Here is a 14,302-nt window from a genome sequence, read left to right as displayed (position 1 = left end):
TCCCTGTGGCTGCAGTAAATACGCTTCCAGACGGCTCCACAAGCACCGCGCCGGGCATCAGGCCGCACCCCTGCCGTTGCGCTAACCCTTGACCTTACGTTGGCGTCAACTCCATTACCTAGGCACACTAGTGAATACAGGCACCGTACACCATGGCAGACGATATCCTCCCCCTCAGCAACGCGTTCGCGGACGCGACCGAAGCCGAATGGCTGGCCGCCGTCGACAAGGCCCTTAAGGGCAAAGGCGTGGACTCGATCACGCGCCACACGGCTGACGGACTGGACGTGCGTCCACTGTATCGCGAAAGCGATTTCCCCTCGGCGACCAACCCGCTCGGCACGCCCGGCGTCGCGCCCTACTTGCGCGGCCCCACCGCCGCGCCGGACGCCTACCTGCCCTGGGATATCCGCCAGGCCTTCACCCATCCGGATCCGGCCACCACGAACGCTGAAATCCTGCGCGACCTCGAACGCGGCGTCTCGTCGGTTGAACTGACGCTCGACCCGACAGGTCAGACCGGCGTGCAGGTGACAGATTTGGCCAGCATCACGACCGTGCTTGCGGGCGTGAACGCCGCCATCGCCCCGGTCGCACTCGATCATACGCGCGATGCCGGCTGCGACGCTGCCGAGCTGCTCATCGAATGGGCGCAGGCGCAGGACGACACATCCGCCTTGAAACTCGATGTCAATCTTGACCCGCTCGGCGCCCTCGCCCGCACCGGGGGCCTCGATGCCAGCCTCGAAGAGACCTTTGAGCGCCTCGCCCACACCCTTGCCACCCTCTCGGCACACCTGCCCGGCACCGGCCATCTCCGCATCGACGCGCGCATGGTGCATGAGGCCGGCGGCTCGGACGCGCAGGAACTTGGCGCCCTGATCGCCAGCGCCATCGACACATTGCGCCGCATCCCGGACGCAGACTTCGCCGCCATTGCCCCCCACATCACCTTCTCCCTCGCCCTTGACGCCAATTACGGCCTCGGCGTCGCCAAGCTGCGCGCCGCCCGCCGCCTCTGGGCGCGCTGCCTTGAATTGCTGGACGTCGCCCCCGTGCCGATGCGTATCCAGGCCACGACCTCGGCCCGCATGCTGACCCGCTATGACGCCTGGACCAACATGCTCCGCTGCACCACCGCCGCGTTCGCCGGCGCCATTGGCGGCGCCGACATTGTCACTGTCCGCCCGTTCAATTCTGCCCTCGGCATCCCGGAAGAACTCGGCCGCCGCATCGCCCGCAACACACAGATCATCGCCATGGAAGAAAGCCATCTCGGCCGCGTGGCAGATCCCGCTGGCGGCGCCTGGTTCACAGAGAGCTTCGCTGAAGACCTCGCCAACACCGCGTGGGCTGAATTCCAGCAGATCGAAAAGGAAGGCGGATTTGCCAACTCGCTCCTCGCCGGTGCACTCCAGTCGCGCGTCGCGACCGTCCGTGACGCCCGCGCCAAGGACATTGCCAAGCGCAAGGTGCCGATCACGGGCGTCAGTGAATTCCCCCTGCTTGAAGAGATCCCCGCGCCCGTCGCCGACCCGGTGAAACCGAAACCGGCCCCCGCCGCGCCGCGCATGGCCGAGACGTGCACGCCGCTCCTCCCCATCCACCTTGCCGCACCCTTCGAAGCCTTGCGCGACACAGCCGCCGCCGCGAAGAAAGCACCTTCCATCTTCCTCGCCACGCTTGGCCCGGTCGCCGAACACTCGGCCCGCGCAGATTTCGCCCGCAACCTTTTCGCTGCGGGCGGCCTCGCCGCGAAAGAACCGCCCGTCGTGCCGAAATCCGCCGCTGAACTCGCTGCCGCCTACAAGGCGTCCGGTTGCCATATCGCCGTCATTTGCGGCAGCGACACACGTTATCCTGCCGAGGCCGAAGCCGCTGCCGCAGCCCTCAAGGCCGCTGGCGCCCGCCATATATGGCTCGCGGGCAAGTTCGAAGCGCCCGGCATCGACTCAAACATCTTCATGGGCTGCGATGTGCTGCACACATTGACGCTCGCCCAAGCAGAACTGGGGCTTTCCCAATGACCACTTTTCCTGACTTCACCAAAGCCGAACTCGGCGCCCCGCACGCAAAAGCCGCAGCTCCCACGCTGGGCGGGCCATGGCACACGCCCGAAGGCATCGCCGTCAAAACGGCCTTCACGGCTGAAGACACCAAGGGTCTCGACTATCTCGACGACTATCCGGGCCTCGCGCCGTTCGGCCGCGGCCCCTACCCGACCATGTACACGAACCAGCCCTGGACCGTACGCCAGTATGCCGGCTTCTCCACGGCTGAAGACTCCAACGCCTTCTACCGCCGCAACCTCGCGGCAGGCCAGAAAGGCCTTTCGGTCGCCTTCGACCTCGCCACCCACCGCGGCTATGATTCCGATCATGTCCGCGTCTCCGGCGATGTCGGCATGGCGGGCGTTGCCATCGACTCCATTTATGACATGCGAACGCTGTTCTCGGGCATCCCGCTCGACAAGATGTCCGTGTCGATGACCATGAATGGCGCGGTCCTGCCAATTCTCGCGCTCTATATCGCCGCCGCCGAGGAACAGGGCGTCACGCCTGACAAACTGGCCGGCACGATCCAGAACGACATTCTCAAGGAGTTCATGGTTCGCAACACCTATATCTATCCGCCCAAGCCCAGCATGCGGATCATTTCGGATATCTTCGCCTACACGTCGCAGAACATGCCGAAATATAATTCCATCTCGATTTCCGGCTACCACATGCAGGAAGCCGGCGCGACGGCAGACCTCGAGCTTGCCTACACGCTGGCCGACGGCATCGAATACATCCGTGCCGGTGTTGCTGCCGGGCTGGATGTCGACAAATTCGCACCGCGCCTCTCCTTCTTCTGGGCCATCGGCATGAACACGTTCATGGAAGTCGCCAAGATGCGGGCCGCCCGCCTGATCTGGGCGAAACTGGTCGATAAAGAGTTCAAGCCGAAGAACGTCAAGTCCCTCAGCCTGCGGACGCACAGCCAGACCTCCGGCTGGTCTCTCACCGCGCAGGACGTCTACAATAACGTTATCCGCACCTGCCTCGAAGCCATCGCGGCTACGGGCGGACAGACGCAGAGCCTGCACACGAACAGCTTTGACGAAGCGCTCGCTTTGCCGACGGACTTCTCCGCCCGGATCAGTCGCAACACCCAGCTCTTCCTGCAACAGGAAGCTGGCGCCTGCCAGACGATCGACATGTGGGGCGGCTCTTACTATGTCGAGCGCCTGACGCACGACCTCGCCGCCAAAGCCCTCGCCCATATCGAGGAAGTCGAGAAAATGGGCGGCATGCGCAAGGCCATCGAGCAAGGCCTGCCCAAGCTCCGCATCGAGGAAGCCGCCGCCAATACGCAGGCCCGCATCGACAGCGGCACGCAGACCGTAGTCGGCGTCAACAAATTCCATCTCGATGAAGACGAGGACGTGCCCGTCCTCAAAGTCGACAATGCCGCCGTGCGCCGCATGCAGCTCGACAAGCTGGCCCGCCTGAAAGCAGACCGCAATGAAGCCGAAGTCGCCGCCAAGCTCGACGCCATCGCCGAGGCCGCTGCAGGCACGACAGGCAACCTGCTCGCCCTCGCCGTCGATGCGGCCCGTGCAAAGGCCACGGTCGGCGAAATTTCCGAAGCCGTCGAGCGCAGCCAGGGCCGCCACAGCGCCGTCATCCGCTCGATCAAGGGCGTCTATGGCGGCGGCGTCAAAGGCAATCCGCGCGCCGAGGACGCCAAGTCCCTCGCCGCCGTTTTTGAAAAGAAGCACGGTCGCCGCCCCAAGATCTACATCGCCAAGATGGGACAGGACGGTCATGACCGCGGCCAGAAGGTCGTCGCCTCGGCCCTGATGGACCTCGGCTGGGACGTCGAGATCGGCCCGCTCTTCCAGACACCGGAAGAGGCCGCTGCTGACGCCCGCAAGGCCGGGGTCGACATCGTCGCCGCCTCCTCGCTTGCGGCCGGTCACCTCTCGCTCGTGCCGGAACTCAAGCGCGCCCTCGGCAATGAAGGCGCCGCGAACACCCGCATCATCGTCGGCGGCGTCATCCCGCAGCAGGATTTCGACGCCCTCTACGCCGCCGGCGCCACCGCCATCTTCCCGCCGGGCACCGTCATCGCCGACAGCGCCATCAAAATGCTGGAAGTCCTGGAAGGTGACGGGGCAGACGTGGCAGCGGAATAGGAGTCTCCAATGATCATCTCGACCACTCCCACGATCAATAACCGCGACATTACTGCCTATAAGGGCATCGTGTGCGGCGAGGTCATCATCGGCGCGCATCTGGGCAAGGATATCCTCGCCAGCTTCACCAATATTTTTGGTGGCCGGTCTAACGCCTACGAAAAGACGATCCGCGAAACGCGCGACGGCGCCATCGACGAAATGATCCGCAACGCCGAACAACTCGGCGCCAACGCCGTCGTGGGTGTGAAATTCGACTATCAGGTCATCGGCCAGTCCGGCTCGATGATGATGGTTGCCGTCTCCGGCACCGCTGTCACCCTCGCGTAAGCCCTTCCCATTCGGGGCGACAGGTTCCAAACTGCGCGAAAGCGGAGGGAATGATCTGATGGACGAGGAATTCAAGGACTATGACGCGCTGGGCCTCGCCCATCTGGTTCGCACCAAACAGGTCAAGCCATCCGAACTGTTGGACGTCGCACTCGGCCGCGCTGAAGGGGGACAGGAACAGATAAACTGTTTCTCCGCGCTTTTCCCCGAACTTGCCCATGAACAGCTCGAACAGCCGCTCGGCGATGGCCCCTTTGCCGGTGTGCCCTTTGCCACCAAGGATCTCGCCGTCGACATCAAGGGCGCGCCAATCACGCAGGGCTCTGTCGCCTGGAAAGGCCACGTTGCGTCTGAAGACAGCACGCTCGCCGCACGCTATCGCAAGGCGGGCCTCGTCTTCTTCGGCGCCACCACGACACCGGAATTCGGCCTCACCCTGACAACTGAGTCCACCCTGCACGGCCAGACGCGCAACCCGTGGGACACAACCCGCACGTCCGGCGGCTCATCCGGCGGCGCAGCGGCGGCCGTCGCATCCGGCGTGCTCCCCCTCGCACAGGCCAGCGATGGCGGCGGCTCGATCCGAATCCCTGCCGCCTGCTGCGGCCTGTTCGGCCTCAAGCCTTCGCGCGGGCGCACCCCGATGGGCCCCGGCCGGACCGAAGGCTGGAACGGCCTCTCCACCGTGCATGCTGTCAGCCGCAGCGTGCGCGACAGCGCGGCCCTGCTCGACGTCTCTCACGGCCCGGAAGTCGGCAGCCGCTATCACGCACCGCCGCCATCCCGCCCCTTTCTCACGGAACTCGACCATGACCCGAAACCCCTGAAGATCGCGCTCTGGCGTACCGCGCCCAATGGCACCCAACCGGATGCCGATGCCGAAGCTGGGCTCAAGTTCACCGCTGAACTGCTCGAACGCCTCGGCCATACCATCGTGGAAGTCGGCCCCCAGATGGATGGCGCCGCGCTCGGCAAGGCGGCCCTGTTCACCATCTCCGCCAATATCGCCGCCATGATCGACGACCGCGCCAAGATGCTCGGGCGCGACATCCGCGAGGACGAACTGGAGCCGGTCACGTTCCAGATGGCCAATCTCGGCCGCACTGTTCCGATGGTCGAGCTGGCCCATGCCAACAATATTTTCCAGACGGCCGCCATTGCCTATGAGCACTTCCTCGATGCCGGCGGCTTCGACATGACCCTGTCGCCCACGCTGATGCGCGCGCCGGAAAAACTGGGCGTCATGGCCCTCACCGAGCCCGACACGATGGGTGAAGCCGTGCAGAGCTTCGCGCCGCACTGCGCCGTGTTCAACCAGATGGGCGCCCCTGCCATGTCAGTCCCCCTGCACTGGACCGGCCCCACCCCGACCGCACCCTCAGGTCTCCCGCTCGGCATGATGTTCGGCAGCCGCTACGGAACGGAAAGCCTGCTCTTCGCACTGGCCGGACAGCTGGAACGATCCGCGCCCTGGGCCCATCGCAAACCGCCTGTCTGGGTTGCCTGAACCGGAAAGCGAACGCATATCCACTTAGAAAAGTTCAAGGTCATGCAGAATAAATGTTGACGCCCGTCTCGCGCACACCCCATTCAGGCGGCTGCCATTGCGGCGCGGTCCGCTTCGAAGTCGACCTGCCTGACGCGTTCGACGTCGAGGACTGCAATTGTTCGATCTGCGCCATGAGCGGCAACACGCATGTCATCGTGCCCGCCAGCCGCTTCCGTCTATTGAAGGGCGAGGGCAACCTGACGGAATACACGTTCAATTCCGGCCAGGCCCGCCACCTGTTCTGCCGCACATGCGGGATCAAGAGCTTCTATGTGCCGAGATCAAATCCGGACGGGTTCGCCGTCACCTGGCGCTGCCTCGATGAATGGCAATCCCTCGATGTGGCGATCAATGCCTTCGATGGCCAGAACTGGGACGCCAATGCCGGCGCACTGGCGCACAAGTCCAGGGACTGAACTGACAGTCCTAGTCCCGGTCGCGCGGACCATCCGGACGGCCATCATCCTCACCGAACTTGCGGCGTTTGCCTCGGGGCCCGTCGCCGGGCTCACGCGACAGCATCTCGGCCAGCGCCCTGCGCTGTTCCACGCTGAGTTCACCCAACCGGTCAACCAGCGACTCGTGGATCGCCGAATGTACGGCCTGATCCGACAGGCGCAGGGCGGCAAAGGCACGCCGCACGACGTCCGGATCATAGGGATCAATCTGCAGGGCCTCGCCCAGTGTCACGCGGACTGCTCGCCGGTCTGCCACTTCCGTTTCAGCCGACCGGAAGGCCTCCATCATGATACGGCGCACCATCATGCGATCCCCATGACTGGCCTCGCCCAATATGGGTGGCCGCTGCGATGACATGCCTTCCGGCCCGAAACGATGATGCGGCGAGCGCAGGATCCAGCCGATCACAAGGCCCATCAGAAGCAGGTTCGCCATGATTGACAGTGTCAGCCAGAACGGAATCCGGCGCTTTGGGGTCGGATCACTCATTGAGCGGTCTCCTGAGAATAGTTGATCACGTCAAATCCGAGCGCGGCATAGACGAGCGTGTCGACAGCATCTTCGGTCGCAGCAGTCGTTCCCGACTGGGCTGTTCCCAATCCGATCGCAAGCCCGATGGCGAGCGATGCAAAGGCACCGACCGTCGGCCAGTGCGGAATGGCGGCAAGCCAGCTGCGCCGTTGCGGACGGGCTTTGGGCGCCGTGTCCATCAAGGCCGCTGTGAGCGCCGGAGACGGCGTCACGGCAGGTAGGCCGCCCAGCAACATGTCCATGTCTCTGGCAGCCTGAAGTTCATCTGCAAACCGATCCGGCGCTTCAGCCAACAGGGACTTGGCTGCAGCGCGTTCGGTTTCCGGAAAGGCGTTCGCATCCGCGCCCCAGGCTTCGATCAGCGCAATCAGCCGTGCATCGGTCATTGTGTTCGTCATGCCTCGCTCCTTTCCATCAATACCGTACGCAGCGTTCGCCGCGCGCGTGCGAGAAGGCTTTCGAGCGCCTCCACGCTGATCTCCATAATCTCCGCTGCATCGGCCTGAGAATGGTCCTGAAGCGCGCACAGCGTCAAGGCAGCGGCCTGGCGCTCAGGAAGCGCAGCGATGGCGCCCTCGACGGCGCCCACACGTTCCGACTGGTCCAGTGCATCGTCCGGGCGCAGCGCCATGTCGACCTGTTCCGGCAACTCCGCCATGGTCGATTCCCGGCGCTTGCGCAGCCGGTCATAACAAAGGTTCAGCACGACGCGGTGCAGCCAGGTCGAGAATTTCGCCCGTGGCTCCCAGGTCGGCAAGGCCTTCCAAGCGCGTATGAATGTTTCCTGTGTCACATCCTCGGCCTCTGCCCGGTCCGCCAGTATGCGGGTTGCAAGTGCCAGCACACCGGGGCTGTACCGATTGACCAGCGCCGACACGGCCTGCCGTTCCCCAGCTGCCGCGCGCGTGATCTGATCAAGGTCGGATGAGAATGCCACGTGGTAGTGTCTAGCGTGCGATCTGTCGAAGGGGAAATGCCTTCACCACAAGCCGCGGGCAGGAACCGGGTCGCAGGGCGAGCCGAACGCAGTCGACGGTGCGAAGGGAGGGGAATAATTCGCATGTCATGCATCTGGCCCGCCCGGCATTCCGGGCCGCCTGTCCTATTCCCCGTCTGGCGCGTCTGATGCACGCTTGTCACCATGTCGGCCCCACTTGCCGCGATGATCTTTCATCGCAGCGCGAGCGGCTTCACGCTCTTCATCGCTGACCGTGCCGTCACCGTCGGTGTCAAAGCGTTCCATTCCGCGCATCGGGCGAGCGGCGAACTCTGCCGCGCTCACCGTGCCATTGGCGTCCGTGTCGAGCTTCTCGAACATGCGGACTTGATGCTCGGCCTTGCGTTGCGCTTCCATCGCGTCTTGATGCAAGGTCATTTCATCCAGCGTAAAGGCGCCGTCCTGGTTGGCGTCAGCGGCCTTGAACATCGTGGTGCGGAACGCCTGCACCTCTTCCTTCGAGATGTCGCCATCACCGTTGGTATCGACCGCTTTCATATGTTCGCTGTCGGGTCCGCCATCTCGGCCGTGCCCGCGCTCAGCTTGCGCTGCAAAGGGCACCGCAATGACAAGCGCCGAAGCAGCGACCAGTGTAGCAAGAGTGGTACGTTTCATGAGGAAATTCTCCGTTATCGTGATTAACCCATCACGCATTCAACGGCGCATTGTCCTCAATCCGTCGCTGGCAGCTGCAGTTTTTCCGCAGCAATGGCATGCACCTTTGCTTTCAGTGCAGCGAGATGGCGCTCCAGCGCGGTGAAATCTTCGGCGCCGACAGCGCGGCACAAGCGGTTCTTCAAACCATCCGGTATGTCGTCTGCGGTTATTTCACTGCCGACTGCAAGACGCTGAACCTGCTGCAGCGCCTGTAGGTAAGCCAGGGACTCCTGCAGCACGGCATAGGGGGCTGCAGGCTGGTAACCACTGGCTGCGATGCGGTCCAGCGCCTCACTCACGTTCGGCCAAATGCAGTCCGGCTTGCCCATCAGCAGCATGTCCTGCTGCACGATGAATTCGATGTCGATCAGCCCGCCTTTTTCAGTTTTCAGGTCCCACAGGCCCTTGCCGGGCTTTTCGCGGTAGAGTCGCTGGCGCATCTGCGAGACATCCTGCGCGATCTGGCCCGCATCCTTGCTCGCACGAGCGGCAATGGCCGCCTTGGCGCTCGATAGCACTTTGGCGCCGAGACCAGTATCTCCAGAAACGAACCGCAGGCGCGTCAGCGCCATGTGTTCCCAGGTCCAGGCTTCGTCATTCTGGTAGCTCTTGAACGCTGTCAGGCTGACGGCCACCGGTCCGCCGCGCCCGGAAGGCCGCAGGCGCATGTCTACTTCATACAACGCGCCTTCCGCCGTCGGCGCCGTCAGCGCCGTAATTAGGCGCTGTGTGACCCGGGTAAACCAGCTCTGCGAATCCAGTGACGGCGCCTCATAGACCACGATGATATCCAGATCGGATCCGGCCGTCAGTTCCGAACCGCCGAGCTTGCCCATTGCGAAGACGCCCCAAACGCCCGGCGCTCGGCCATACCGCCGCACCGTCTCCGCCTCGGCAACCTCAGCCATCTGACGGATTGTGTCGTCGGCCAGTCGCGACCAGTGCGCTGCCGCACCGGAGGCATTGATCAGGCCGTGCAGCAGGTTGTGTCCGATCAGGAAGCTCTGCTCGCGATGGTAGCGGCGCCATTCGTCCAGCGCGGCGTCGAAACTTGTGCTGGCCGTAATCTTCGGCGGTTCGGGTGCCTGTCCGCTGACCAGCGCTTCCAGGAGGTCAGGACGGCGCGACAGGATTTCGGCGAGCCGCGGCGCCAGGGCCAGTGTCGCCACCAGGTCATCAAGCAGCGCCGGTTTGGCCAGCAGCATGGATAATGTCTGCACGCCGGACGACAGCCCGCTGAAAAAGCGCGAGAACCACCGGAACGCTTCATCCGGCTCGCCCGTCGCGCCCATAGCTTCCAGCATACGCGGCAGGATCGCCGTCAACAGTTCCCGTCCTCGCACGGTACGGGTCGCGGGCACGTTCCCACGGTGCCAGTTTCGAATCGTCGCAATAGCGGCACTCGGGTCACCAAATCCTAGCCCCAGCAGAGTGCGGACTGTTTCAGGGTCGTCATCCACGCCCGTGAAGACGAGGTTGCCGATACGGCTTGGCTCGTCCTGCTGTTCGTCCCGGGCGAACAACGCATCATAGGCCGCCTGCACCACTCGCCGCGTTTCGAGTAGGTCGCGATCGAAGTCAGCAAGGGATTCATAGCCGCACAGCGCCGCGACACCTTCGCGCTCCTCGGCATCTGCCGGAATCGTGTGGCTCTGTTCGTCATGGCGCATCTGGATCCGATGCTCGACGTCGCGGAGCAATTTGTAGGCCCTTGTGAGGTCCGTCGCTGTGCCGTCCGCCACAATGCCCGCATCGCGCAGGGCCAGCATCGCGCCGAGCGTTGTATTGTCTCTCAGTTCCGGATGGCGACCGCCCATGATCAGCTGCTGGGTCTGCACGAAGAACTCGATCTCGCGAATACCACCCGGGCCCAGCTTGATGTCGGGGGCCGGGTTTTCGAATCCATGCGCGCCGATCTTGGTATTGATCATCCGCTTGATCGCCTGGATGTCGTCAATCGCCCAATAGTCGAGATTGCGGCGCCAGACATAGGACCCCATCCGGTCGATGAATCGCGCGGCAGCCTGCATGTCGCCGGCCGCCGCGCGCGCCTTGATCCAGACCATTCGCTCCCAGTTCTGGCCGACACTCTCATAGTACATTTCCGCCATCGCGGTTGAAACGGCGAGCGGCGTCGATGACGGGTCGGGCCTGAGGCGCAGGTCCGTTCGGAATACATACCCATCCGCCGTGACTTCATCGAGCAGCCGGACAACATCCTTCAACACCCGCTGCGCCATCTCGCCGGGTGATCGCTCGCCGCCTTCAAACCCGTCTGGTTCATAGAAGGCGACAATGTCGATATCGCTGGAATAGTTCAGCTCGAACGCGCCCATCTTGCCGAGTGCAACAATGAACAACCCCTTGTCCGAAAAGCCCCGGCCTGCGAGCGACACACGCAGCGCCGCCTGAACCGACGCCATCGCGAACGCGGTCAGCGCCGTCGTCACTTGCATCACGCTGCGTTTGCCGGACAGGTCGTCGGCGGCCAGCGCGAGGTGAACGGCGGCCTTTGCCTTGCGCAGCACGGTCATCGCCTCGTCTATCGGCGTCTCACCCGGCAGGTCCGTCACGGACGCAAGCGCCGACTCGAACGAGCGTGCTTCGGTCCGCTCCGACAGGCGTCTCAGGTAGGGCGCGTGATTGATCGCCACAGCGAGGGCTGCGTCAGGCGTCGAGGCAAGGGGACGTATCTCGAGCATGGTCCGTCAAGCCCGCGGGAGACGCAGGATCGCCTTCAGGCCGGGCTGGCCTGGCGGCCCACCTGCATCCTGAAGGATCAGTTCGCCGCCATGCATGTCTGCGACCGAGTCCACGAGCGACAGGCCAAGGCCCGATCCGGGTTGCGTGCGCGCCGAATCCAGCCGCTGGAACCGCTGCACGACCGTCTTGCGCGCATCCGGCGGCACACCGGGTCCGGAATCGACCACTGTCAGGTCAATCGTCCCGTCCGGCCCGCGCGCGGCCGTGAAGGAAATCGCCCCGCGCGCTGGCGTGTATTTCACCGCATTGTCGAGCATGTTCGACAGGGCCTGTCCGATCAGGTCGCGGTCGCCGAGAATCATCAGGTGCCGGGCGATCTGGCTTTTGAACGTCAGCTCCGCCTCTTCGCAGGCCGGGTCGAACAGTTCGGCGAGTTCCTCGGCCAGTTCGCTGACATCCATACGCACTCGCTCGCCCTCGGCGCCGGCTTCCAGCCGCGCAAGGCGCAGGATCGCGTTGAAAGTCGCCAGCACGCGGTCGACCTCTTCGACTGTTTCGCTCAACGTTGCGCTGGCAGCTTCCTGCGACAGAGGTTGGGATAGCGCGATCTCGAGCCGGTTACGCAGGCGAGACAGGGGAGAGCGAAGGTCATGCGCGATGGCATTGCCGGTATGCCGCGTCGCATCGACCAGCTTCTCGATCTGGTCGAGCATGGCATTGATACGCTGGCCCAGCCGGTCGAACTCATCGCCAGACCCGCGCACGGGCACGCGCCGTCCGAGCTCGCCGCCCATCACAGCTTCGGCCGTCCGCGCTAGTTCGTCCGCGCGACTCGCCGCACCCCGGGAGATCAGGACGCCGCCCAACAGCGACAGGATCAGCCCGATCGGCGCCGCAATGAAGATGGCGCGCTGGATGCGCACCACGATCGCCGTCTGCTGCGCCGTATCGAAGGCCACGAGCAGCGCCCCGCCATTGTCTCTCAGGCGCACGAACTTGCCCGCCGCAGACCGCACGATCATCGATCCGTCGGGTTCGGGCTGGTCAAAGTCGAAATAGACCGTCTTCGAATCAACTTCCGGCGGTGCCACCGGCATCCGCTGGAAGTGACCGGCAATTTTCCGGCCCGAGGAATCCTCGAGATAGTAGAAATAGGTCGAACCGGTGCGCGTCATGCGCTCCAGCACCGACTGGCTCAGCCGCTCCATACCGCCCGTATAATAGGCGTTGCCAAGTTGCTCGAACTCAAGGTCGAGCCGTCGGTCGGATTCGTTGCGGATATAATAGACGGTCGAATAGTAGAGATAGACCAGCAAAGCCGCCGAAAACGTCGCAAACATGGCGCTGTAGAGCAGCGCCAGTTTGAACGTCGTCGTTCTCAGGAAGGTCGGCAGGCCGAGTTTCATGACTCGCCTCGTGCCAGTCCGCACGCGGGCCGTCTAGCCCTGCAGACGATACCCGGCACCGCGCACCGTATGCAGCAAGGGTTCTTCGAACTCCTTGTCGATCTTTGCCCGCAGGCGCGAGATATGCACATCGATGACATTGGTCTGGGGGTCGAAATTATAGTCCCAGACTTTTTCGAGCAGCATGGTGCGGGTCACGACCTGTCCGGCATGGCGCATGAGGTATTCCAGCAGGCGGAATTCGCGCGGCTGAAGGTCGATCTTCTTGCCGGCCCGCGTCACCTTGCGGGTCAGCAGGTTCATCTCGAGGTCGCCTGCCTTGAGTGATGTGACCTGCGGCTCGCCAACCTGGCGGCGGCCAAGGGCTTCGACGCGCGCTGCCAGCTCCGAGGGTGCGAAGGGCTTGGACAGGTAGTCGTCTGCCCCTGCCTTCAGGCCCTGGACCCGGTTCTGAACATCGCCCAGCGCCGAAAGGAAGAGCGCAGGCGTCTTGCCGCCCGCTTCCCGGTATTCCTTGAGCAAGGTCAGGCCGTCCTTGGCAGGCAGCATGCGGTCGACCACGAGCGCATCGAAATCAGCCGAGCGGGCCAGTTCCAATCCGCGTTCGCCATCAATCGCTTTGTCAACGCTGTGGCCTGCCTCAACGAGAACTTTCTCGATGAAACTTGCCATTTCGGCATCATCTTCGATCACGAGAACGCGCATAGTGTCTCCCACTACTGTATCTTCCACCAAGGTATCAGGCATCATTCTATCCTATCCTTTTGTCGAAAGGTCGAGGGTGCGGTAATTGGTAATCTGACCAATCCGCACGGCGACGAGCACTTTGCTGCGGCCGGTCTTCCTGGCGTCGGCCACGGCTTTCTGGAAAGCGTCAACCGAGACGGCTGGCTGGCTATTGGCTTCCAGGATCACCATGCCGACCTGCAGGCCCGCATCCTCGAACACACCTTTGCGGGCAACGTCGACGATCATCAGGCCGGGCTCACCGGGTTTCAGGCCAAGCTTGGTGCGGGTTTCGTCGTCCATCGGCTTGAAGGTCACACCATAGTCGTCGAGGACAGTGCCCTTTTCTTCGGCTTTCGGCGCGTTCGAGTCGGATGCCGGCCGGATGTTTGCCGTCAGGTCGTCCGGGCGTTCGCCCACGGTCACGCTGACCGTCTGGCGCTTGCCGCCGCGCAGCACTTCGAACTTGTTCGATGTGTTCGCGATCAGCTTGCCGACGAGGCGGGTCGTCGTCGTTGCATCCGCGACTTTCTGGCTGTTCACCGAGAGGATGATATCGCCACGCTCAAGTCCGCCCTTTTCGGCCGGGCTGCCATTGGTGACATCGGCGATGATCGCGCCTTCATTGTCCTTCAGGCCCTGAGCCTCGGCCATGTCTGCGGTCAGGTCCTGGATCGCAACGCCCAGCCAGCCACGTGACACGCGACCGTCCTTGATGATCGCCTGCGTTACTTCGTTGGCCAGTTCAGCCGGAATCGCAAAGC

At 63.6% G+C, this 14,302-nt stretch carries 13 protein-coding genes; 5 read left to right on the top strand and 8 right to left on the bottom strand.

Annotated features, from left to right (window positions below):
• Nucleotides 1-152: 152 nt before the first annotated feature.
• Genes ACESNB_RS14780 through ACESNB_RS14760 form a run of 5 tightly spaced genes read left to right on the top strand, consistent with a single transcriptional unit; the run spans nt 153 to nt 6,475 of the window.
• Nucleotides 153-2,027: a methylmalonyl-CoA mutase family protein gene (locus ACESNB_RS14780; RefSeq protein WP_373008646.1), complete on the top strand. Its 1,875-nt coding sequence runs from the start codon at nt 153-155 to the stop codon at nt 2,025-2,027.
• Complete coding sequence (gene scpA / locus ACESNB_RS14775; RefSeq protein ID WP_373008644.1) at nt 2,024-4,180, top strand: methylmalonyl-CoA mutase; 2,157 nt, start codon at nt 2,024-2,026, stop codon at nt 4,178-4,180. The genes ACESNB_RS14780 and scpA overlap by 4 nt, the downstream gene beginning before the upstream one ends.
• A gap of 9 nt (nt 4,181-4,189) precedes the next feature.
• A complete protein-coding gene (locus tag ACESNB_RS14770; protein ID WP_373008642.1) occupies nt 4,190-4,510 on the top strand; it encodes a YbjQ family protein in 321 nt (106 codons plus the stop codon).
• A gap of 58 nt (nt 4,511-4,568) precedes the next feature.
• A complete protein-coding gene (locus ACESNB_RS14765; protein WP_373008640.1) occupies nt 4,569-6,017 on the top strand; it encodes an amidase in 1,449 nt (482 codons plus the stop codon).
• Nucleotides 6,018-6,070: 53 nt separating this feature from the next.
• Nucleotides 6,071-6,475 carry a GFA family protein gene (locus ACESNB_RS14760; protein ID WP_373008638.1) on the top strand — a complete coding sequence of 135 codons (405 nt, stop codon included), beginning with the start codon at nt 6,071-6,073 and terminating at the stop codon, nt 6,473-6,475.
• Between the two features lie 10 nt (nt 6,476-6,485).
• Here the strand turns inward: ACESNB_RS14760 and ACESNB_RS14755 are convergent, their stop codons facing one another.
• The 8 genes from ACESNB_RS14755 to ACESNB_RS14720 form a co-directional block, all read right to left on the bottom strand.
• Entirely contained in the window at nt 6,486-7,007 is a 522-nt protein-coding gene (locus ACESNB_RS14755) for a periplasmic heavy metal sensor (RefSeq protein ID WP_373008636.1), read from the bottom strand.
• Entirely contained in the window at nt 7,004-7,447 is a 444-nt protein-coding gene (locus tag ACESNB_RS14750; RefSeq protein WP_373008634.1) for a hypothetical protein, read from the bottom strand. Before ACESNB_RS14750 ends, ACESNB_RS14755 begins: the two co-directional genes overlap by 4 nt.
• The gene (locus ACESNB_RS14745; protein WP_373008632.1) at nt 7,444-7,986 is read right to left on the bottom strand and encodes an RNA polymerase sigma factor; all 543 of its coding nucleotides are present in this window, start codon (nt 7,984-7,986) and stop codon (nt 7,444-7,446) included. Before ACESNB_RS14745 ends, ACESNB_RS14750 begins: the two co-directional genes overlap by 4 nt.
• A gap of 165 nt (nt 7,987-8,151) precedes the next feature.
• A complete protein-coding gene (locus ACESNB_RS14740) occupies nt 8,152-8,661 on the bottom strand; it encodes an EF-hand domain-containing protein (protein WP_373008630.1) in 510 nt (169 codons plus the stop codon).
• 56 nt (nt 8,662-8,717) lie between these two features.
• Nucleotides 8,718-11,405 carry a bifunctional [glutamine synthetase] adenylyltransferase/[glutamine synthetase]-adenylyl-L-tyrosine phosphorylase gene (locus ACESNB_RS14735; protein WP_373008628.1) on the bottom strand — a complete coding sequence of 896 codons (2,688 nt, stop codon included), beginning with the start codon at nt 11,403-11,405 and terminating at the stop codon, nt 8,718-8,720.
• 6 nt (nt 11,406-11,411) lie between these two features.
• The gene (locus tag ACESNB_RS14730) at nt 11,412-12,812 is read right to left on the bottom strand and encodes a sensor histidine kinase (RefSeq protein WP_373008626.1); all 1,401 of its coding nucleotides are present in this window, start codon (nt 12,810-12,812) and stop codon (nt 11,412-11,414) included.
• A 33-nt stretch (nt 12,813-12,845) separates the two neighbouring features.
• Nucleotides 12,846-13,517: a response regulator transcription factor gene (locus tag ACESNB_RS14725; protein WP_373008784.1), complete on the bottom strand. Its 672-nt coding sequence runs from the start codon at nt 13,515-13,517 to the stop codon at nt 12,846-12,848.
• A 51-nt stretch (nt 13,518-13,568) separates the two neighbouring features.
• Nucleotides 13,569-14,302 (bottom strand): PDZ domain-containing protein (locus tag ACESNB_RS14720; protein ID WP_373008624.1); only part of this gene is annotated, 734 nt, incomplete at its 5' end.

Source organism: Hyphomonas sp., from assembly GCF_041689225.1.
GTDB lineage: Bacteria > Pseudomonadota > Alphaproteobacteria > Caulobacterales > Hyphomonadaceae > Hyphomonas.
This window is presented reverse-complemented; position numbering and strand designations above follow the sequence as displayed.

What these genes read in the sequence shown, in the direction of transcription:
- ACESNB_RS14780 (WP_373008646.1), top strand. Translation starts at nt 153, where the DNA reads ATGGCAGACGATATCCTCCCCCTCAGCAACGCGTTCGCGGACGCGACC.
- scpA (WP_373008644.1), top strand. Translation starts at nt 2,024, where the DNA reads ATGACCACTTTTCCTGACTTCACCAAAGCCGAACTCGGCGCCCCGCAC.
- ACESNB_RS14770 (WP_373008642.1), top strand. Translation starts at nt 4,190, where the DNA reads ATGATCATCTCGACCACTCCCACGATCAATAACCGCGACATTACTGCC.
- ACESNB_RS14765 (WP_373008640.1), top strand. Translation starts at nt 4,569, where the DNA reads ATGGACGAGGAATTCAAGGACTATGACGCGCTGGGCCTCGCCCATCTG.
- ACESNB_RS14760 (WP_373008638.1), top strand. Translation starts at nt 6,071, where the DNA reads ATGTTGACGCCCGTCTCGCGCACACCCCATTCAGGCGGCTGCCATTGC.
- ACESNB_RS14755 (WP_373008636.1), bottom strand. Translation starts at nt 7,007, where the DNA reads ATGAGTGATCCGACCCCAAAGCGCCGGATTCCGTTCTGGCTGACACTG.
- ACESNB_RS14750 (WP_373008634.1), bottom strand. Translation starts at nt 7,447, where the DNA reads ATGACGAACACAATGACCGATGCACGGCTGATTGCGCTGATCGAAGCC.
- ACESNB_RS14740 (WP_373008630.1), bottom strand. Translation starts at nt 8,661, where the DNA reads ATGAAACGTACCACTCTTGCTACACTGGTCGCTGCTTCGGCGCTTGTC.
- ACESNB_RS14735 (WP_373008628.1), bottom strand. Translation starts at nt 11,405, where the DNA reads ATGCTCGAGATACGTCCCCTTGCCTCGACGCCTGACGCAGCCCTCGCT.
- ACESNB_RS14730 (WP_373008626.1), bottom strand. Translation starts at nt 12,812, where the DNA reads ATGAAACTCGGCCTGCCGACCTTCCTGAGAACGACGACGTTCAAACTG.
- ACESNB_RS14725 (WP_373008784.1), bottom strand. Translation starts at nt 13,517, where the DNA reads ATGCGCGTTCTCGTGATCGAAGATGATGCCGAAATGGCAAGTTTCATC.